Source organism: Cellulomonas sp. CW35, assembly GCF_052378485.1.
GTDB classification, from domain to species: Bacteria; Actinomycetota; Actinomycetes; order Actinomycetales; family Cellulomonadaceae; genus Cellulomonas; species Cellulomonas uda.
In genome coordinates this window covers 1,511,123-1,531,401 of record NZ_CP199000.1, presented here as the reverse complement: position 1 = coordinate 1,531,401, position 20,279 = coordinate 1,511,123, and the positions used below count along the sequence as shown (strand labels likewise).

Genomic DNA, 20,279 nt, shown 5'->3' with positions numbered 1-20,279 from the left:
CCCCTTACTTGCGAGACGAGGATCGATCCGTGAAGGCACTCGCAGCCCGCAGGCACGACCGGCGCGCACCGGCCTTGCTGCTCCTGCTGGCGCTGCTGCTGGTCGGTGCGGTGTACGCCGTGGTCGCCCCTTCGTCGGCCCAGGCCGCCACGAAGACCGCGACCGCTGACGACATCGCCGCCGGCGAGAAGCTGTTCCAGGCCAACTGCTCCACCTGCCACGGACCGTCCGCGGCCGGCACCGACAGCGCACCGTCGCTGATCGGCGTGGGCGCCGCCGCCGTCGACTTCCAGGTCGGCACCGGTCGCATGCCGATGCAGATGAGCGGCCCGCAGGCCCAGGCGAAGCCCGTGCAGTTCACGGACGAGCAGATCGCGCAGCTCGCGGCCTACGTCGCGTCGCTCGGCGCGGGCCCGTCCATCCCGACGTCCGAGATGGTCGACCCCGCGCTCGGCGACTCGGCGTCCGGCATGGCGCTCTTCCGCACCAACTGCGCGATGTGCCACAACGCCATCGGCGCGGGCGGCGCGCTCTCGCAGGGCAAGTTCGCCCCGAACCTGTGGGGCACGACGCCGACGCACCTGTACGAGGCGATGCTCACGGGTCCGCAGTCGATGCCGGTGTTCAACGACGCCAACCTCACTCCCGAGGAGAAGCGCGACATCATCGCGTTCATCGACGAGCAGGGCAACGGCTCCCCGGGTGGTCTCGACCTCGGCTCGCTCGGCCCCGTGAGCGAGGGCCTGTGGGCCTGGGTCGTCGGCCTCGGCCTGCTGCTGGGCCTCTCTGTCTGGATCGGAGCGAAGTCCTCGTGAGCACCCCCCACGACTCCCACCAGGAGCTCAGCGTCTCCGGCGGTCAGGCTCAGCCGCCCGCGCGGTTCGAGAACCCCGGGCTGCACGAGCACAAGCCGCGTCAGGCGGACGTGGACCCCCGGGTCACCAAGCGCGTCGAGCGTCAGGTCCTCCTGCTGCTCACGCTGTCGATCCTCGGCACGATCGCCGTCGTCTGGGCGTACTTCGCGCTCCCCCCGGGCGAGACCGTGGGCTCGATGCGGCTGTCGAACCTCGTGCTGGGCGTCGGCCTCGCCGTGTGCCTCCTCGGCATCGGCATCGGTGGCAACTACTACATCAAGCTCCTCATGAGCAACCGCGAGTACGTCGAGGAGCGGCACGAGATCCGTTCGTCCGACGAGACCCGCGAGATCGCCGTCCAGATGCTCAAGGACGGCGGCGAGGACTCCGGCCTGACGCGTCGCGGCGCGATCATCGGCGCAGGCGTCACCGCGCTCGCCCTGTTCCCGCTGTCCCTCCTCGTCCCGCTGATCGGCAACGTCGGCGAGGACTGGAACGTGCGCAAGTTCAAGCACACGATCTGGAAGAAGGGCACGCGCCTCGCGACCGACCCGACCGGCCGCCCGATCAAGGCGTCGGACGTGACGATCGGCGACGTCTGGCACGTCATCCCCGAGAGCCTCGAGGACCTGCACGAGGGCAAGCTCGACGAGAAGGCCAAGGCCGTCGTCCTGCTCGTGCGGCTCGACCCGCGCGACCTCAAGTCCGACCAGTCGCCCGAGGGCGAGACCTGGTCGCACGACGGCATCGTCGCCTACTCGAAGATCTGCACGCACGTCGGGTGCCCCGTGGCGCTGTACGAGCAGCAGACCCACCACCTGCTGTGCCCGTGCCACCAGTCGACGTTCGACGTGGCGGACAGCTGCAAGGTCGTCTTCGGCCCCGCGAAGCGTCCCCTGCCGCAGCTGCCGATCACCGTGGACGACGAGGGCTACCTCGTCGCGCAGGGCGACTTCGCCGAGCCCATCGGCCCGAGCTTCTGGGAGCGTGCGACCAAGTGAGCGACCTCAAGACGGCCCCGTCCCGCGGCGCGAAGGCGGCGGGAGCGACGGCGGACTACCTCGACCAGCGCACCGGCGTCGGCAACGCGGTCAAGTTCTTCGCGCGCAAGGTGTTCCCGGACCACTGGTCCTTCTTCCTCGGCGAGATCGCGCTCTACAGCTTCGTCACGCTGCTCATCTCGGGCGTGTTCCTGACGCTGTTCTTCGTGCCGAGCATGGCCGAGACGCACTACGAGGGCCCGTGGCCCTCGATGAACGGCGTGGAGATGTCCGAGGCGTTCTCCTCGACGCTGCGCCTGTCGTTCGAGGTCCGTGGCGGTCTGCTCATGCGGCAGATCCACCACTGGGCGGCGCTGATCTTCATGGCGTCGATCGTCGTCCACATGTTCCGTGTCTTCTTCACGGGCGCGTTCCGCAAGCCGCGTGAGATCAACTGGGTCGTCGGCTTCGTGCTGCTGATCCTGGGCCTCGCGGCCGGGTTCTCGGGCTACTCGCTCCCGGACGACGTCCTGTCCGGCAACGGCCTGCGCATCACCGACGGCGTCGTCAAGGCGATCCCGATCATCGGGTCCTACCTGTCGTACTTCATCTTCGGCGGCGAGTTCCCGGGGACCGACCTGATCCCCCGCCTGTTCACCGTGCACATCCTGCTGGTGCCGGGCCTGATCCTCGCCCTCATCGGCCTGCACCTGTTCCTCATGGTGATGCACAAGCACACCCAGTACCCGGGCTCGGGCCGCAGCAACACCAACGTGGTGGGCTACCCGGCACTCCCGGCGTACGCCGGCAAGCTGCTCTTCAACTTCTTCGTGGTGTTCGGCGTGATCGCCCTCATGGCGGGCACGATGTCGATCAACCCCGTGTGGAACTACGGGCCGTACGACCCGTCCCCCGTGTCCGCGGGCGCCCAGCCCGACTGGTACATGCTGTTCCTCGAAGGGTCCCTGCGACTGATGCCGGGCGGCACCGAGATCATGCTCGGCAGCTACACGCTGAGCCTGAATGTGATCATCCCGGCGATGATCGTGCCGGGCATCCTGTTCACGCTCCTGGGCGCGTACCCGTTCATCGAGGCGTTCGCGACCGGCGACAAGAGCGAGCACCACGTGCTGGACCGCCCGCGCAACCGCCCGTTCCGTACGGCGTTCGGTGTCTCGCTCCTCGTCGCGTTCGGCATCCTCGTGCTGGCGGGCTCGAACGACCTCATCGCGACCCACTTCCACATGTCGATCAACGACATCACGTGGGCGTTCCGGGTGCTGATCTTCGTCGGCCCGTGGCTCGCGTTCCTGATCACCAAGCGGATCTGCCTCGGCCTGCAGCGCAAGGACCGTGAGCTCGTGCTCCACGGTCACGAGACCGGTCGCATCGTCCGCTACGCGTCGGGTGAGTACATCGAGGTCCACAAGCCGCTCGACGCGCACGAGCGCTGGCTGCGGGTGCAGCACGAGGCCATCCGGCCGCTCGAGATCGAGCCGGCCGAGGACTCGCGCGGTGTGCGTCGCAAGGGCTACAAGGCGGACCGTCTGCGGCAGCGGCTCTCGCAGCTGTTCTACGAGGACCGGGTCGAGCCCGTCACACCTGCCGAGCTCGCCGCGGCCCACGCCGCGCACGGCCACCACGACGACCACGCCGTCGAGGCCTCGAACGGGGTCCCGGCGCAGGTCGGCGCCGGCGCTCCAGCATCCGAGACGGCCGCCGACGAGCGGAATCACTGATCCCGGACCAGAGTTGACCGGGTCGGGCGGCTCGCCACTCCGGCGGGCCGCCCTACTCGTACCCAGCGGGAGCCACTCGCCCCCGCGCGACGCAGGAGAGGTACTCACGCATGGCTGACTACACGCTTCCGGACCTGCCGTACGACTACGCGGCGCTCGAGCCGCACATCTCCGGCCGGATCATGGAGCTGCACCACGACAAGCACCACGCCGCCTACGTCACCGGTGCCAACACGGCGCTCGAGAAGCTGGCCGAGGCTCGCGAGTCCGGTGACCTCGGTGCGGTCAACCTCCACGAGAAGAACCTCGCGTTCAACCTCGGTGGGCACGTGAACCACTCGGTCTTCTGGCAGAACCTCTCCCCCGAGGGCGGCGACAAGCCGACGGGCGAGCTCGCGGCAGCCATCGACGAGTTCTTCGGGTCCTTCGACGCCTTCCAGAAGCACTTCGCGGCCAACGCCGTGGGCATCCAGGGCTCCGGCTGGTCGATCCTCGGTTGGGACTCGATCGGGCAGAAGCTCGCGATCTTCCAGCTCTACGACCAGCAGAGCAACTTCCCGCTCGGCCTCGTCCCGATCGTGGTGCTCGACATGTGGGAGCACGCGTTCTACCTGGACTACGTCAACGTCAAGGCGGACTACGTCAAGGCGTGGTGGAACATCGTCAACTGGGCGGACGCCGCGTCGCGCTTCGAGCGCGCCCGCTCGCAGACCTCGGGCCTCATCGTCCCGGCCGTCTGACACCCTCCCGCCGAAGGCCGTCACGCCCTGCGTGGCGGCCTTCGGCATACCCGCACACCCCTGGCCGCGTCCGCAGCGACGCGCAGACGCAACGACCCCGCGATTTCTCCGGGCAAGCGGCCGGTAAGCCGGAGCAACCACGGGGTCGGCACACGCCGCATCACGACCCCGCGGATCCTCCGGGTTACGGACCGCTGAGCCGGAGCAACCACGGGCTCGGCGGCACGCCGCGCGACGACCCCGCGGATCCTCCGGGTTGCGGACCGCTGAGCCGGAGCAACCACGGGCTCGGCGGCACGCCGCGCCGTGACACCGCGGGCTCGCAGGGTTCGACGGAGAGACGACGAGGCCCGGCCGGCTGTGCCGGTCGGGCCTCGTGCGTTGTGGTGTGCTGTCAGTGCACGTGGCTGGAGGTCAGTGCGCGTGCTGTCCGCGGGAGAACTCGAACACCCAGCCGACGAGCCCGACCACGCCGACCGCGACCCCGATGAAGACGAGCCACCAGCCGACCGCGAGGCCGAGGAACACGATCGCCGACGCCGCGCCGATCGCGAGCGGCCACCACGACCACGGCGCATAGACGCCCTGGTCGCCGGCGCCCTGCTCGATCTCGCCGTGCTCGTCGTCCTCGGGGCGCGGGTCGATGCGGCGGGCGAGGAGCGCGAAGTACGCGCCGATCATGCCCACGAGGCCACCGACGAGCGGGATGGCGACGGTACCGACCGGCTCACCGTCGCTCCACAGCGCGTAGACGAGCCCGACCGGGACGAAGAACGCGATCCCGTAGCCGAAGAGCTTGGCCTCGAGCTTCACTTCGTCCCCTCCTCGTTCGGGTTGGTGCGCGGCTCGTCGACGATCTCGGTCGTGGACTGCTCGGGCTCACCGGTGCCGTTCGCGACACGCTCGGCGGCCGTGCTGGTCTCACCGGTGCGCTGGGCCTCCCAGTCGAGCGGACCCGGGTCGGGCTCGACGAAGTCCATCGCGGCGACCTCGGGGTGGTGCAGGTCGAACGCGGGGCGCTCCGAGCGGATGCGCGGCAGCGAGGTGAAGTTGTGCCGCGGCGGCGGGCAGGACGTGGCCCACTCGAGCGAGGCGCCGAAGCCCCACGGGTCGTCGACGGTCACCTTCGGCGCGTTGCGCGCGGTGGTGTAGACGTTCCAGAAGAACGGCAGCATCGAGGCGCCGAGGATCACCGCGCCGACGGTCGACAGCTGGTTCATCCACGTGAACCCGTCCGCCTCGGCGTAGTCCGCGTAACGACGCGGCATGCCGACGACGCCGAGCCAGTGCTGCACCAGGAACGTCGTGTGGAAGCCGATGAACAGCGTCCAGAAGTGGATCTTGCCCAGGCGCTCGTCGAGCATCTTCCCGGTGAACTTGGGCCACCAGAAGTAGAAGCCCGCGAACATCGCGAACACGACGGTCCCGAACACCACGTAGTGGAAGTGCGCGACCACGAAGTACGTGTCGGACAGGTGGAAGTCGAGCGCCGGGCTGGACAGGATGATGCCCGTCAGACCGCCGAACAGGAACGTCACGAGGAAGCCGATGGTCCAGAGCATCGGGGTCTCGAACGTGAGCTTCCCGCGCCACATCGTGCCGATCCAGTTGAAGAACTTCACGCCGGTCGGCACCGCGATCAGCATCGTCATGAACGCGAAGAACGGCAGCAGGACCGACCCGGTCACGTACATGTGGTGGGCCCACACGGTGACGGACAGCGCGGCGATCGCGATGGTCGCGTAGACGAGGCCCTTGTAGCCGAAGATCGGCTTGCGGCTGAACACCGGCAGGATCTCGGTGACGATGCCGAAGAACGGCAGGGCGATGATGTAGACCTCGGGGTGCCCGAAGAACCAGAACAGGTGCTGCCAGAGCAGCGCGCCGCCGTTGTCCGGGTTGAAGACCTGCGCGCCGAGGCGACGGTCGGCACCCAGCGCGAACAGCGCGGCGGCCAGCGGCGGGAACGCCATGAGCACGAGCAGCGACGTCACGAGGGTGTTCCACGTGAAGATCGGCATCCGGAACATCGTCATGCCGGGGGCGCGCATCGTGACGATCGTGGTGATGAAATTGACCGCACCGAGGATGGTGCCGAAGCCACCGAGCGCGAGGCCGAAGACCCACAGGTCACCGCCGAGCCCCGGCGAGTACACGGTGTTGGACAGCGGCGCGTAGGCGAACCAGCCGAACGAGGCGGCGCCCTGCGGCGTGAGGAAGCCGGCGGCGGCGATGAGCCCGCCGAAGAAGAACAGCCAGAACGCGAACATGTTCAGGCGCGGGAACGCCACGTCGGGCGCGCCGATCTGCAGCGGCATGATGACGTTCGCGAAGCCCGCGAACAGCGGCGTCGCGAACAGCAGCAGCATGATCGTGCCGTGCATCGTGAACGCCTGGTTGTACTGCTCCTTGGACTGGAACAGGTCCATTCCCGGCGTGAAGAGCTCGGCGCGGATCAGCAGCGCCAGCAGGCCTCCGACGATGAACCACACGAAGCTCGTGATCAGGTACATGTACCCGATCGTCTTGTGGTCGGTGGAGGTGACCCACTTGACCACGGTGCGACCGAGACCCTGGCGCGACGGCGCCAGGCCCGGGATGTTCTCCACGACCGCGGCCATCAGTTCTCGTCCTCCTGCGTCGCGCTGTTCAGGTCCTGCTTGCGGCTGTACTCGAGCCCGAGCGCACCGGTCTGCCCCTTGGCACGGAGCTCGTCGATGTGCGCGTCGTACTCCTCGCGCGAGACGACCTTGACGTTGAAGAGCATCGAGGAGTGCTCCTCGCCGCAGAGCTCGGCGCACTTGCCGCGGTAGAGGCCCTCCTGCTGAGGCGTGACCTGGAAGTGGTTGGTCTTGCCCGGGATCATGTCGAGCTTGTAGAGGAACGCGGGGACCCAGAACGAGTGGATGACGTCGCGCGAGTCCAGCGTGAACTCGACGGACTCGCCGACGGGCAGGTAGAGCGTGATCTGGTCGTCGAGGACGCCCTCGGTCGTGCCGACGTTCTGGGCGTGCTGGCCCGTGTCGTACACGTCGTCGTCGAGGTAGTTGAAGTCCCAGCTCCACTGCTTGCCGATGGCCTGCACGTGCACGTCGGCCTCGCCGGACGTGTCGGTGATCTCGGTCATGTCGCGGTTCGTGAAGAAGAACAGCACGCCGACCATGACGATCGGGAGGATCACGTACATGATCTCGAGCGGCACGTGGTAGCGGAGCTGGACGGGCAGCACGTCGTCCGACTTGCGCTTGCGGTACACGGCGACGCACCAGAGCATCAGGCCCCACGTGATGAGGCCGACGACGAGCGCCGCGATCCACGAGCCGACCCACAGGTCGGTGATGCGGCCCGTCTGGTTCGTGACCTCGGCGTCAGAGCTGCCGGGCAGCCAGCCGCGCTCGACCTGCTCGGAGCATCCGCTCAGTGCGACAGCTGCGACGGCCGCGATGCCTGCCCACTTCAGGGCCGGGCGCCGCGTCCGGCGGGGGGTTTCCGGGTGCAACGGGGGACCTCTCGCTCGCGTCCCCGATCCGCGGCGCCCGCGAGGGCGTCACGCACCTGGGACCTTCGTCCTCGACTCGTGCAGCCTAGCGCGCGAACCGCCCTGCTGGTCGCTCGCGGCGCGCGATGACGACGCCGTGTCAGCACCGTCACACTCGCTCGACGCTGCCGCCCGCCGTGCCACCCCCTGCGGCCGACCACTCGTGCACGTGTGCACGGGTGTCCACGCCGCCTCCCGCTAGCGTGGCGCCGTGGACGACGACCTCAGCGCTGGCCCCGCTGCCCCGCGGCGCGTGGTGCTCGACGCCGGCGGGCGCGCTCCCCTGCGTCCGAGTGCGCGCGCCGCGTTCGTCGAGGCGCTGGACCAGGGTTGGGCCGACCCGCGCCGTCTGCACGCCGAGGGCCGCCGCGCCCGCGCGCTGCTCGACGGCGCGCGGGAGGCGATCGCGGGTGCGCTCGGCGCACGGACGCAGGACGTCGACCTCGCCGGGTCGCACACCGCCGCGCTGCACGCCGCGGTGCTCATGGTCGCGCGCGGGCGGCGCCGCGTCGGCGCGGACGTGGTCACGAGCGCCGTGGAGCGCGCCGCCGTCCTGCACGCGGCGGACTTCGTCACGCAACGCTCGGCCGGCGAGCACGTCACCGTGCCGGTCGACCGGTCGGGCGCGGTCGACCCCGACGCTCTCGCGGCCGCACTGCGCGCGCCGGGCGTCGCGCTCGCCGCGCTGCAGCACGCGAACGGGGAGGTCGGCACGCTCCAGCCCCTCGACGCGGTGCACGCCGCCGCGCGCGCGGCGGGTGTGCCGCTGCTCGTCGACGCCGGCGCGAGCGTGGGACACGTGCCCACGGGATCGTCGTGGGACGTGCTCGCAGCGGACCCGGGTGACTGGGGCGGCCCAGGTGGTCTCGGCGTGCTGGTCACGCGCACGGGCGTGCGGCGTGCACCGGACTGGCCGCAGGACGAGGACCGATGGTTCCCGGGCGGTGTGTCGGTCCCCGCGGCGCTCGCCGCGGCGGTCGCGCTGCAGGACGCGGTCGCGGCCGCGCGCGAGGAGGACCAGCGGCTGCGCCCGCTCGTCGACACGATCCGCGCGACGGTCGCGGCGCGCGTCCCCGATGTCGACGTCGTCGGCGACCCGGTGCACCGGCTCCCCCACGTGCTGACGTTCTCGTGCCTGTACGTGGACGGTGAGGCGATCGTCTCCGAGCTGGACCGCCACGGCTTCGCGGTCGGCTCGGGCTCGGCGTGCTCGTCGAGCACCCTGGAGCCGTCGCACGTGCTCGCCGCCATGGGCGCGCTCACCCAGGGCAACGTGCGCGTGGCGCTGCACCACGCCACCACGGCGCAGGACGTCACCGACTTCCTGGCCGTGCTGCCGGGCGTCGTCGCGGAGCTGCGCTCGAGCCTCGGCGTGGTCTGACGGGAGCACCCGCAAGGACGACGAGGACCGCAGGGACGACGAAGGCCCGCTCGCTCGCCGGGGCGAGGAACGGGCCGTCGTCGGACCAGGTCCGAGGCGTCAGCTGAAGGAGCCGCCGCACGCGCAGGCGCTGCCCGCGTTCGGGTTGTCGATCGTGAAGCCCTGCTTCTCGATGGTGTCCGCGAAGTCGATCGTCGCGCCCTCGAGGTACGGCACCGACATGCGGTCCACGACGACCTCGACGCCGTCGTAGTCGCGCACCGCGTCGCCGTCGAGCAGGCGCTCGTCGAAGTACAGCTGGTAGATGAGGCCGGAGCAGCCGCCGGGCTGCACGGCCACGCGCAGGCGCAGGTCGTCACGACCCTCCTGCTCGAGCAGGCTGCGAACCTTGTCCGCCGCGACGTCGGTGAGGTTCACGCCGTGCGTGGCGACCTCGGTGGTCTCGCTCATGAGCACTCCTGACGGAAGACGAACGTTCTTCGCAGGACCCAACCCCGCCGGCGCGGCAGATGTTCCCGGTGGGCGGGTGCGGATCCTGGCGACAAGCGTACGCCCGCACGCCCGGTGAGCCGCGGGACCGAGAGGCACGCCACAGCGTGGCGAGGCTCAGGCGGGCGACCACGTGCGTGCGACACGCGCGACCCTCGCCGCGAGCGTGCCCGCGGGGTCGGCGAGCGCGGCCGCGACGAGGTCGTCCCGGTCGGCGACCGCGTACGCACCGGCGAGCCCGGCGGCGGCCCACTCGCGGCGCCCGACCTCGACCTGACCCGCGACGACGATCGTCGGGACGGCGTGCGGCAGGGCGCGCTCCGCGACGAGCGCGGCGACCTTGCCGTGCAGCGACTGCCAGTCGAAGCGTCCCTCCCCCGTCACGACGAGGTCGCTCGCGGCGATGCGCGCGTCGAGGCCGACGACGTCCGCGACGAGCGCGGCACCGGGCACCACCCGCCCGCCGAGCAGCGCGAGCCCGAAGCCCAGGCCGCCCGCCGCGCCGGCGCCGGGCGCGTGCGTGAGCCGCTTCGCCGCGGCGGCCGGGCCCGCGGGTCCCGCGAGCAGGTCGGGCCGCAGGTCCGCGCCGAGCGCGTCGACGGCGGCGCGCGAGAACGTGGCGAGCGCGCGCTCGAGGTCCTGCGCCTGCTCGGGGGTCGCGCCCTTCTGCGGGGCGAAGCCTGCGCTCGCGCCCTGCAGGCCGAGCAGCGGGACGTCGACGTCGGTCGCGACGAGCAGGTCGACGTCGCGCCAGGAGTCGCGCAGCGCACGCAGCCCGTGCAGGTCGTCGGGACGGACGTCCGTGAGCGCACCGCCGCCGTGGCCGAGGACGTCGCGGGGGTCCGGGTGGCCGAGACCGACGAGCAGGCCCGCGCCGGCGTCGTTGGTCGCGGACCCGCCGAGGCCGACGACGACGCGGCGGGCCCCGGTGGCTCGCGCGGCGGCGAGCAGCTCACCGAGGCCGCGCGTGGTGGTGCGCGTGGGGTCGCGGCGGTCGGCGGGCACGAGCGCGAGGCCCACGGCGTGCGCGGACTCCACGTACGCGGTGCGGCCGCGCTCGTCGTCGACGACCAGCACCGCGGCCGGCGCGGGGTCTGCGAGCGGTCCGGCCACGGTCACCGCGACGAGCTCGCCGCCGAGCGTCGCGCGCAGCGTCTCGACGAACCCCGGCCCGCCGTCCGACAGGGGGCAGCCGGTCACCTCGTCGTGCGGCGCGGCCGCGCGCCACGCGTCGACGACGGTCGTCGTGGCCTGCGCGGACGTCAGGCTCGAGCCGAAGCAGTCGGGGGCCACCAGCACTCGCACGCCGCGCATCGTCGCACGTGCGGGCGGACTGTGACGTCGCCCACGCCCGCGCGCACGCGCAGTCGTCGCGGGCGCGCGGGTGCGTTGTGCGAGGATCGCCCCGTGAGCCTGACGACCACTGGCACGTCCGAGCCGACCACCGGCGCGTTCGTCGAGCCGGCCCCCTCGGCCCTCCTGCTGCTGGGCCGCGGCGTGGACCTCACGTCCGAGCGCGGGGTCGAGTGCGCGGGAGCCCTGCCGGCCCCGAGCGACCCCGACCTCGTCGAACGGGCGCGCGCGGCGCGCGCGGCGCTCGGCGACCGGGCGTTCGTCCTCGGGCACCACTACCAGCGCGACGAGGTGATCGCGTTCGCCGACGTCACGGGCGACTCGTTCAAGCTCGCACGCGAGGCGGCGGCGCGTCCCGAGGCGGAGTTCGTCGTGTTCTGCGGCGTGCACTTCATGGCCGAGTCGGCCGACATCCTCACCTCGGACGCCCAGCAGGTCGTCCTGCCGGACCTCGCGGCGGGCTGCTCGATGGCCGACATGGCCGCGATCGACCAGGTCGAGGACGCGTGGGACGTGCTCGTCGACGCGGGCGTCGCGGACGACACCGTCCCGGTGACCTACATGAACTCCACCGCGGCGATCAAGGCCTTCACGGGCCGCCACGGCGGCACGGTCTGCACGTCGTCCAACGCGCACGTCGCGCTGCGCTGGGCGTTCGAGAAGGTCGGCGGCGTCGACGGCACCGGCAAGGTGCTGTTCATGCCCGACCAGCACCTGGGCCGCAACACGGCGGTGCAGCAGCTCGGCCTGTCGCTCGACGACTGCGTGGTGTTCGACCCGCGGCGTCCCGGCGGCGGGCTGACGACGCAGCAGCTGCGCGACGCGCGGATGATCCTGTGGCGCGGGCACTGCTCGGTGCACGGGCGGTTCTCGGAGCGCAACGTCGCGGACGTGCGCGCGGCCGACCCGGGCGTCACGGTGCTGGTGCACCCCGAGTGCAAGCACGAGGTCGTCACCGCGGCGGACATGGTGGGGTCGACCGAGTACATCATCAAGGCGCTCGACGCCGCCCCGGCCGGCTCGTCGTGGGCCATCGGCACCGAGCTCAACCTCGTACGTCGCCTCGCGGCGGCGCACCCCGACAAGACGGTGCACTACCTCGACTCGACGGTGTGCTTCTGCTCGACGATGAACCGGATCGACCTGCCGCACCTGGTGTGGACGCTCGAGTCGCTCGCCGCGCGGCGGGTCGTGAACCGGATCGTCGTCGACCCGGACGACGCGCACTGGGCACGCGTCGCGCTCGACCAGATGCTCGCGCTGCCCGGCTACTGACCCGGTCTCGCCCCGGCCCGGCACCCAGGAGGAGTCGTGTCCACCGAGAAGCCTGTGCGCATCGGTCTGTTCGTGTTCGACGGCTGCGAGGAGCTCGACGTCGTCGGCCCGTACGACGTGCTCGCGTCGTGGGCGCGACACGGGCGCTCGCACACCGAGGTCGTGACGTTCTCGGCCGACGGCCGCGCCGTGCGCTGCGCGAAAGGTCTGGGTCTGGTGCCCGACACCGACGCCGACGGCGCGCAGGACCTGCACGTCCTGGTGCACCCGGGCGGCCAGGGCACCCGGGTGCTGATGCGCGACGAGGAGCACCTCGCGTGGGTGCGCCGGATGCGCGCCGGCACGCCGCTCGTCGCGAGCGTGTGCACCGGGGCGCTCGTGCTCGCGGCCGCCGGTCTGCTCGCCGGCCGTCCCGCCACGACGCACTGGGCCTCGCTGGACCTCTTGGCCGAGATCGACCCGAGCGTGCAGGTGGACCGCGAGGCGCGGTACGTCGACGACGGCGACGTGGTCACCTCGGCGGGTGTCTCGGCCGGCATCGACATGGCGTTGCACCTGGTCGCGCGGCTCGACTCGGTCGAGGCGGCGCGCGGCGTGCGACGCGGCATCCAGTACGACCCGCGCCCGCCGGTCTGACGGGGCGCCGGACGACGGACGCCGAACGACGAGGCAGGGTTCGGGCGGGCAGGCGTACTGCTGAGTAACATCGCGACGTGATCCGCACCCTCCAGCTCGCGGCCGCCACGTTCCGCCCGCGCCGCGTGGTCCCCGGTCAGGACCTGTTCAGCCCGTCGGTCACGCGCATGCGCGTGCACCTGTCCGACCTCGACCTGTACCGCCACGTCAACAACGGCATCTACCTGCAGTGCATGGACGTGGCCCGGTCGAACTACCTCGCGGACCTCGGGTCCTTCGCCGCGCTCAACGAGCGCGGCTGGTACCCCGTGGTCGCCGCGCAGACCATCAAGTACCGCCGCTCGCTCACGTTCCGTCAGCGGTTCGAGATCACGACGACGCTGCTCGGCTGGGACGCGCGCGTGGTCTACCTCGAGCAGTCGTTCTCGCGGCGCGGGAAGGACGGGCAGCCCGAGCACGTCGCGCGCGGCGTGGTCGCGGGACGGTTCCTCGGGCGCGACGGGACGCGCGTCGCGGCCCCCGACGTGGTCGAACTCCTCGCGGGCGCTCCCGTGCCGAGCCCCCCGATCCCCGACGACGTCGCGGCCTGGGCCCGCGCGGTCGACGTCGCCGCCCGCTGAGCGCTCGTTCGGGCCCTCACATCTCGATTCCAGCCGCTCGCTGGACCTCGTCGACGAGCCGATCCAGCCGCCGCGACCGCACGCGCCCCGCACGTAACCGTGCGCGGATCTCCTGTCCGTCCTCAAGGACACAAACCAATGAATCAGCACGCATGTTGTTACGCCGCAGAACGGATCCTCGATATACGTCGACGACCGCGCCCATATCTGCCTCGAGGAACTTACGCGGAATCGGCTCGATCCCCCAAAGCGCTACGCCAGGCCCTCCCCACGCGAGGAGCGCGGGAACGTCGTCCCAGTGGCTCGGCGCACAACCGAGCAGTTCTTCAGTGCCAACCCCGAGCAGGACGTATATGCTCGAACGATAGCCGCGATCGACTAACTGCCTACGACACTCTCCGATGGCCCGACCGCGCTTCAACACGCGCGCGAGGGTCAAAACGACCGCGACGACTCCACAGAGCGCGGCCGCGTACATCCCATACTGCTCAAGCACGAGTCGATTCCTCCGCCTTACTCATGCTCGCGTCCAATAGTCATGTCGATGGCGTCGTCGGTGGTACGGGAATACACCGCGCCCGCGAAGAAGCCAATCGCACCGCCGACTAGCGCGCCGATCCCCGTGCCGAGCACGGGTATAAAGCTACCAAGCGCAGCTCCGGCGGTCGCGCCTGTGAGCGCGCCCGTTGCGGATGCCGCGGCCGACCCTACGCCCCTCGCGACCGCCACCTTATCGGACTCGCCATTCGACTTCGAGTTCGAGTAGGAGATGACTCCGGACGTCGCAACACCGGCGACGCCGAACACGGTCGTTGCCTTCGTAAAGTCGACGACCTCTCCAACCCTGCCCAGTGCCGTTAGGCCCTTGCCCTTATCGAACTTACTACTGAACTCCTCTGCAACCCGCGCTGCCCTCATCTCCTTGCGACCCTGGGGCGGGGACCTCCGATAGGCGGCCGCCGTAGTTTCAGCCACGTGCGCCTTCTCGTACAACTCCCTAGTCGCGGCCATGAAGATGTCCATCACGGTCTGTGTGACGCTGATCGTCTGCTGCGCACCCTGGGAGACTGCAGGGCTCGCAGGCCGGACGCTGGGGGCGCGGTGGCCCGTCTGCATATTCCCGGTTCGCCCGGCGTTCTCGTAATCAGGCCGAACAGGGATCCAGAGGCCCGAGGGGTCATCCCACGTCGTGGGGTTGTTGTTGGCGTAGGCGTAGCCGTTCCACTGCTGCGGGTCGGACAGGTCCAGCAGTGGGTCGAGGCTGATGAACCGGCCGGTGTGTTCGTCGTAGTAGCGGGCTCCGATGAGGGTCAGGCCGGTCTGGTCGCGGGTCTTGTCGAGGAACTGGCGGTCGCCCGGGACGGCGGCGGCGGTGCCGCGGGTCGCGCCGAACGGGTCGGTGTACTGCTTGATGACGGACGTCGTCTTCCAGGAACCGTTGGACACCGCGGCGAGGGTGGTGCCGTGCATGTCCGCGACCAGTGACGTCACAGCGCCCAGGCCGCGTCCTGTGCGCACGGCGACGGTCTGACCGGCGAAGGTGTAGTAGCGGGTCGCGGTGACCTTGCCGGCGTTGATCGACAGCTCCTGGCCACCGGGCAGGTAGACCGTCGTGCCCGTGCCATCGACACGGATGAGGCGGTCACCGTTGGCGTCGTACACGGCCGAGGTGTCCGTGCCCACCGAGGTCAGCTCACCTTCGGCGTCCCAGGTTAGGCCCACCTCGGACCCGTTGGTCGTTCGTGTGATCTGGTGACCCGCCGCGTCGTACGCGAACGTCGCCGTCGCGCTGGCCGCGCCGGTGGTGCTCGCCGCGAGCAGCTGGTGCGGCCTGGTCGAGGAGTACGTGTACCTCGTCGTCGTGACCGCACCGTTCACACCGGTGGCGGTCGCGGTCGTGCGGTTACCCATGACGTCGTAGGTGTACGCCACGTCGTACGGCGCCGGGCTGCTCGAGATGGCGTTCGTGGCGTTCTTCGCGCACTCACCGGTGTCGTTCGCGGTCCACGCCTGGGTGAGCCGGCGCAACCCGTCGTACCGGAAGTTCTGCACGTCGCAGCGGTGCACCCCGAGCGCGGTGTTCCCCGGCTCGTCGACAGCCGAGGTGAGGTTGCCCGCGTCGTCGTAGGTGTACGTGACGTCAAGGTCCGTCCCGCCGATCTGCTCGCGCATGAGCGCGACACCGGTCAGCCGGCGTGTCAGGTCGTCGTAGGAGTAGGCGACCGCGGCGCCGTACGTCGTGCCCAGGTCGAGGGCGTTCGGCTGACCGGTGAAGTCGTAGCGGGAGTCCGCGACGTAGGTACCCCACCCGAACCCACCGGCCATCCACCGAGGCTTGGACGCCTGGTCGTAGTACGTGCGCACGGTCTCCGCACCCAGGACGCCCTCACCACCGGACGCGCCCTCGGTCGTCACCGCAGGCAGCGCGAGGGACTCGACCTGACCGTCGGCCATGTACGTGTACGCGGTGGTGAACGACCGGTTCTCCAGCTCGCCCAACGCGCCGACAGCGGGCAGCGTCACCGTCGTGCTCGTCGGACGGCCCGCGACGTCGTAACCGTCCACGGCCGTGGTGTACACGTCGCTGCCGATGGTCCGCGACGACGACGCGAGCTGACCGAGCGCCAGCCTCTCCTTCCCGACGAGCGGGGCGGTGTCGTAGACGAACGTCGCCGTGCTGAGGGTCGCACCAGCAGAGGTCTTCCCGACGACGGCGGTCTTGCGTCCGAGCTGGTCGTAGGTCGTCGACGTCGAGTACCCGCGCGCGTCGGTGACCTGGACGACCTGGTCGACGGCGTCGTACACGGTGCGCGTCGTGCCGTTGTCCGGGTCCTGCGAGGAGACCTTGCGGCCCGCCTTGTCGTACGTGTACGTCCAGGTCGGGCTCTCGCTGGTCGTGGAGTCCTGCACCACGGACTTCAGCTGGCCGGCCCGCGTGTAGGTGTACCTGGCCTCCACGTACCCGGCCGACGACGCCGTCCTCGGGTCCAGGGACACGGTGGAGTCGTTGAGAGTGATCTGGACGGTCGGGCGGGTCGTGTACTGCCGCGCCGCGACCGTCCTGCCCCTGCCGTCCACGATCGTCGTCGAGGCCGTCCCACCCTGAGGCGGCACCACCGTGGTGTACCGGCCGTCGTAGAGCGTGACCGTACGGAACTTCTCGTTGTTCGAGTTCGAGGTGGTGTTGTGCCAGACGATCTCGTCGGTGACCCGACCAGCTCGGTCGTACCGGTACGTCGTGACCCGACGACTGGAGCTCGGCGTGTCCTGGGGCACCGCGGAGGGCACCGTCTTGGAGACGACCCATGGCCCCGCGACCTTCTTCACGCGGCCGGCTGAGTCGTAGTACGTGTGCGACAGGACCGTCCCACGCTGCTCGGCCGTCTGCCCCTTCGTGGTGACCGCGGGATTCTCGTCCTGCGTCTGGAACACACGCAGGAGCCCGTCGTACAGCGCCGCCTTGACGTGCTGGGTCTTGCCATCGGCGCCCAGGGTCCTGGTCACGACGGCGTTCTGCCCGCGTGCGTTGACCTCGTACTCGTACTGGATCGAAGCAGGGCCCGACCCTGCGTGCTGGGGGTACCTCACGCTCGCCAGTCGCCCGAGAGCGTCGTACTCGGCCGTCGTCACGAGCTTGTTCGCGTCGGTCGACCGCACCGGCCAACCGGTCTGCGGGACATAGGTGGTCGTCGTCGTGAGGCGGTCGCCACTGGCGGTCTGCGGGGTCGTCACCGACACGCTCTCGACGAGCGAGGCGCCCATCGGTGAGTACGCGGTTGTCGTGGATCTGCCGAGTGCGTCTCGCACCTGCACGACTCGGCCAAAGGCGTCGTACTCGGTACGGCCCACCAGCTGGTAGCCCGGCTTGGCGGGATCGTCCGGGGCGCGGGTCGCCTCGTCCGTGATGTCGGGGTCGAGACGCCAGGCGGCGACCGGGCGACCGGCGCTGTCGTACTCCGTCAGGGAGTCGGACACGACCTCCGCAGGTCCCTGCGGCTTTCGATCGCACCCCACGTGGGCGACCTCGGTCCGTTCGACGAGTCCGTAGAGGTTGCGCGCACGGGCCTCGCTCGCGTCGACGTACGTGTACCGGGTGCACAGCTGGTCCTCGCTCGACGCGACATCCCCTGCGTCATCGACCATGACCGGCAGCCCTCGGTCGTTGTACGTCGTCGTGGCGCGCGTCAGCGCGTCACGGGCGCCGGATGCCGCGTAGGTCACCTCGTGGTTCGTGACCTGCCCGATGACCTGCGCGGTCACGCTCGAGTCGACACTGCTGGTCGCCGTGGTGACGACGGACGTCGGCTGCGTGACCGTCCGCGTGACCACCTTCTCCCCATTGCGCTGGTCTTGGACGTACGCGATCCCCTCGAACCGGTCGCGGTCCGTGATCTTGACCGGCTCCGTGTCTCCGATATCGACCGTGACGGAGGCCCCGGAGCCCTGCAGGTACCGCGTCACGGACGTGGCCTGCTCAGACCCTTCGCCCGTGCGTGCGGTGACGACGGCGAAGCCCTTGAAGTCCGAGTACGTGATCTGCGAGGGCTTGGTCAACGCATCCTTGGGCTTCTCCCAGCGTGGATTCTCGAAGGTGTACGTCGAGACGACGGAGTCTGAGCCCGTCGTGACCGCCGTGCCGTCCACGTTCTTGCCGGACGTGGGGTCCTCGGAGATCGATCGCACCACGTACTTGTGGAACCAGTCCGGCTTGCTCTTCGTCTGGCCGTCGGGATCCCAGTTCACGGGAAAGCAGCGGGCCGTGTTGCTCGCCGGGTCGATCGTCGAGAGCTTGCCCGGTGCGCACGCTTCGTCAGCGCCCGCGTACTCGATGTGCGTCTTGGCGCCCGACTCCGACCGGACCACCGTCAGACGGGGACGCCGCATCGCCGACGGGCCATCGGCCGGTGAGTCCACACGGTTGTCCTTCAGCTCCCACTCGAACAGGACGGGGTCGAGGGCGATGTCGTCGCTGGATCCGGCCGTGCCCCCCATGCCGGTGTGGGTCAGGGAGTTGAGCTGCAGGATGCTCCCCGAGGACTGCTGCTTGGCCGTCGTCCCGTCAGGAGCGCGGAGCACCTGCGCCAGCGCCCAGGAGTCGACGGGGACGTAGCCGCCACCGTCGAGCGTCACTGTCTTGACCTGGACCAGCTTGGTGCGGTCGAAGAACACCGGGGAGAACTGCGTCTTGCACGTCGCCTTCGTGGAACCGGGGGCGCAGTACTGGTCCGCGGGCAGGTCAGGCCACAGGTGCGGCTTGGCCCGCATCTGTGTCTGGCTGCACGACTGCTCGATACACCGGTCCTTCGTCGTGAACACGACCTTCGCGGGAGCGCCATCGCGGGCGCTCGTGCTCCTGGTCCCGTAGGTGATCTCCTGCAGGTGCCCGCCAGAGGTGTACCCGAGCACGTTCTGCGCGCCCAGGCTGTGGTACGCCGCCTTCTCGGCCACATACCAGTACGACATCGTGTTCCCCGACGTGTCCTGCGCGGACTCGAGGTTCCACCGCCAGGCCGTCAGGCGTCTCGCGGACTTGAAGGTTGCCTCGTAGTCCGGTTCGCCGGGGTGGTTCGCGAAGACCGGAACCGTCCAGGTCGCGTTCGAGGCCGCGTCGTGCTCGCCGAACGTGTAGCGCGTCCCGTCCAACGTCGTGACCCGCCAGTACTCTTCACGCACCGTGTCCGAGACGGAAGTGGTCACCAGCTCCACGCGGGTGCCGTCGTCGTGCTTGAGACGCCAGGCCGCGTGCGTCCCGTTCTCGTCGTCCCCGGTCGGGACCAGCTCCGAGGCGACGCCGTTCAGGACCAGAGAGGCGTTGTCCTTGCCCCAGCACAGGTCACCCGTCTTGACCCGGTTGCTCGCCGCGCTGCCGTCGACCTTGCCCATGTCCTCGGCGCACGGCACGTACTTGCGCTCGATGTAGCTCGAGGTCAGGTCGAAGCCCTCACCGACCCACGACGCCTGGTTGTTCGTCGAGGCGACACGGCCGTCCGACACCGCCGACGAGTAGGACAGCGACAGCTGCGGCTCCAGCCCGCCCGCGACGCCAGGCACGCGCATCGGGTAGGTCCACGTGAACGCCCCCGACGAGCCGGACGCATTCCACGACGCCGACGACGACAGGCTCGTGGCACCCCAGTCACCGTTCGCCCCGGACGCCGCGGGAGCAACCGCGAGAGTCACGGCGGACGCGGAAGACCCGGCCGTGGTCGAGGACGCTGACGCCAGGTCGATCTTCGCGGTGAGCGTCCGGCCGTCGACGTCGTTGATCGCCGACTCCAGTGGCAGCCACGTACACCCCGCGTCGAGACCATCCGAGGTGCCCGCATCACCGGTCGGTGCGCCGGGCTCGCAGCCCGTCTTCTCGAACAACGTGAGCCGCGGACCCCAGTCCGCTCCTGACAGACCCGAGATGTCCTCGTACGAGAGGCGCAGGTGCAGGCTCGACGGCCCCGCCGGCTCGTCCGAGGCATCCTCGACCTCGACGATCACGCCCCCGAGATCCTCTGCGATCGACTCCTCCGGCGACGCGACGCGGACCGCGACCGCCTGCGGCGCGCTCTCCCCGTCAACGGGTGCCAACGCCACCGGCAACCCGCCGACGACGCTGCTCACCCACCCGTCCGTGCCCTGGGAGGACGTCGACGCCGCCGCAGACGACGTCGACGCACGAGCGA

Annotated in this window: 15 protein-coding genes; 8 read left to right on the top strand and 7 right to left on the bottom strand. The window is 70.2% G+C overall.

The window, feature by feature from the left end; genetic code table 11:
• Positions 1 to 29: 29 nt before the first annotated feature.
• From qcrC to ACT17Q_RS07065, 4 genes are all read left to right on the top strand, one after another.
• Positions 30 to 815, top strand: a complete 786-nt coding sequence (qcrC, locus tag ACT17Q_RS07080) for a cytochrome bc1 complex diheme cytochrome c subunit (RefSeq protein ID WP_094180223.1) — start codon at positions 30 to 32, stop codon at positions 813 to 815.
• The gene (qcrA, locus tag ACT17Q_RS07075) at positions 812 to 1,855 is read left to right on the top strand and encodes a cytochrome bc1 complex Rieske iron-sulfur subunit (RefSeq protein ID WP_444665213.1); all 1,044 of its coding nucleotides are present in this window, start codon (positions 812 to 814) and stop codon (positions 1,853 to 1,855) included. Before qcrC ends, qcrA begins: the two co-directional genes overlap by 4 nt.
• Positions 1,852 to 3,573, top strand: a complete 1,722-nt coding sequence (qcrB, locus tag ACT17Q_RS07070; protein WP_444665212.1) for a cytochrome bc1 complex cytochrome b subunit — start codon at positions 1,852 to 1,854, stop codon at positions 3,571 to 3,573. Before qcrA ends, qcrB begins: the two co-directional genes overlap by 4 nt.
• A 110-nt stretch (positions 3,574 to 3,683) precedes the next feature.
• On the top strand, positions 3,684 to 4,313 hold the full coding sequence (locus tag ACT17Q_RS07065; protein WP_141319383.1) for a superoxide dismutase: 630 nt from the start codon (positions 3,684 to 3,686) through the stop codon (positions 4,311 to 4,313).
• Positions 4,314 to 4,727: 414 nt separating this feature from the next.
• On the opposite strand, the gene ACT17Q_RS07060 is transcribed toward ACT17Q_RS07065, so the two are convergent.
• From ACT17Q_RS07060 to ctaC, 3 genes are read right to left on the bottom strand one after another with little or no spacing between them, the layout of a single operon-like run.
• On the bottom strand, positions 4,728 to 5,126 hold the full coding sequence (locus ACT17Q_RS07060; RefSeq protein WP_094180227.1) for a cytochrome c oxidase subunit 4: 399 nt from the start codon (positions 5,124 to 5,126) through the stop codon (positions 4,728 to 4,730).
• Positions 5,123 to 6,934: an aa3-type cytochrome oxidase subunit I gene (gene ctaD, locus ACT17Q_RS07055; protein ID WP_094180228.1), complete on the bottom strand. Its 1,812-nt coding sequence runs from the start codon at positions 6,932 to 6,934 to the stop codon at positions 5,123 to 5,125. The genes ACT17Q_RS07060 and ctaD overlap by 4 nt, the downstream gene beginning before the upstream one ends.
• Positions 6,934 to 7,812: an aa3-type cytochrome oxidase subunit II gene (gene ctaC / locus ACT17Q_RS07050; protein ID WP_094180229.1), complete on the bottom strand. Its 879-nt coding sequence runs from the start codon at positions 7,810 to 7,812 to the stop codon at positions 6,934 to 6,936. Before ctaC ends, ctaD begins: the two co-directional genes overlap by 1 nt.
• A gap of 250 nt (positions 7,813 to 8,062) precedes the next feature.
• On the opposite strand from ctaC, the gene ACT17Q_RS07045 reads away from it, so the two are divergent.
• A complete protein-coding gene (locus ACT17Q_RS07045) occupies positions 8,063 to 9,232 on the top strand; it encodes a cysteine desulfurase family protein (protein ID WP_444665211.1) in 1,170 nt (389 codons plus the stop codon).
• Between the two features lie 99 nt (positions 9,233 to 9,331).
• Here the strand turns inward: ACT17Q_RS07045 and erpA are convergent, their stop codons facing one another.
• Together erpA and ACT17Q_RS07035 are read right to left on the bottom strand one after the other, a co-directional pair.
• The gene (erpA, locus tag ACT17Q_RS07040; protein ID WP_094182205.1) at positions 9,332 to 9,682 is read right to left on the bottom strand and encodes an iron-sulfur cluster insertion protein ErpA; all 351 of its coding nucleotides are present in this window, start codon (positions 9,680 to 9,682) and stop codon (positions 9,332 to 9,334) included.
• A 156-nt stretch (positions 9,683 to 9,838) separates the two neighbouring features.
• A complete protein-coding gene (locus tag ACT17Q_RS07035) occupies positions 9,839 to 11,035 on the bottom strand; it encodes a glycerate kinase family protein (protein WP_444665210.1) in 1,197 nt (398 codons plus the stop codon).
• A gap of 93 nt (positions 11,036 to 11,128) precedes the next feature.
• Between ACT17Q_RS07035 and nadA the strand changes: the two genes are divergently transcribed.
• From nadA to ACT17Q_RS07020, 3 genes are all read left to right on the top strand, one after another.
• Positions 11,129 to 12,349 (top strand): quinolinate synthase NadA, encoded by a 1,221-nt coding sequence (gene nadA, locus ACT17Q_RS07030; protein WP_444665209.1) that lies wholly within the window; start codon positions 11,129 to 11,131, stop codon positions 12,347 to 12,349.
• Positions 12,350 to 12,385: 36 nt separating this feature from the next.
• On the top strand, positions 12,386 to 12,985 hold the full coding sequence (locus ACT17Q_RS07025; protein ID WP_444665208.1) for a DJ-1/PfpI family protein: 600 nt from the start codon (positions 12,386 to 12,388) through the stop codon (positions 12,983 to 12,985).
• A gap of 77 nt (positions 12,986 to 13,062) precedes the next feature.
• The gene (locus ACT17Q_RS07020) at positions 13,063 to 13,605 is read left to right on the top strand and encodes an acyl-CoA thioesterase (RefSeq protein WP_444665207.1); all 543 of its coding nucleotides are present in this window, start codon (positions 13,063 to 13,065) and stop codon (positions 13,603 to 13,605) included.
• Positions 13,606 to 13,621: 16 nt separating this feature from the next.
• Here the strand turns inward: ACT17Q_RS07020 and ACT17Q_RS07015 are convergent, their stop codons facing one another.
• Together ACT17Q_RS07015 and ACT17Q_RS07010 are read right to left on the bottom strand one after the other, a co-directional pair.
• On the bottom strand, positions 13,622 to 14,101 hold the full coding sequence (locus tag ACT17Q_RS07015) for a hypothetical protein (protein WP_444665206.1): 480 nt from the start codon (positions 14,099 to 14,101) through the stop codon (positions 13,622 to 13,624).
• A 17-nt stretch (positions 14,102 to 14,118) separates the two neighbouring features.
• The gene (locus ACT17Q_RS07010) at positions 14,119 to 20,217 is read right to left on the bottom strand and encodes an RHS repeat domain-containing protein (protein ID WP_444665205.1); all 6,099 of its coding nucleotides are present in this window, start codon (positions 20,215 to 20,217) and stop codon (positions 14,119 to 14,121) included.
• Positions 20,218 to 20,279: the final 62 nt, after the last annotated feature.

Excerpts from the sequence above, each read along its gene's own strand:
- erpA (WP_094182205.1), bottom strand. The coding sequence starts at position 9,682 with ATGAGCGAGACCACCGAGGTCGCCACGCACGGCGTGAACCTCACCGAC.
- ACT17Q_RS07065 (WP_141319383.1), top strand. The coding sequence starts at position 3,684 with ATGGCTGACTACACGCTTCCGGACCTGCCGTACGACTACGCGGCGCTC.
- ACT17Q_RS07035 (WP_444665210.1), bottom strand. The coding sequence starts at position 11,035 with ATGCGCGGCGTGCGAGTGCTGGTGGCCCCCGACTGCTTCGGCTCGAGC.
- ctaD (WP_094180228.1), bottom strand. The coding sequence starts at position 6,934 with ATGGCCGCGGTCGTGGAGAACATCCCGGGCCTGGCGCCGTCGCGCCAG.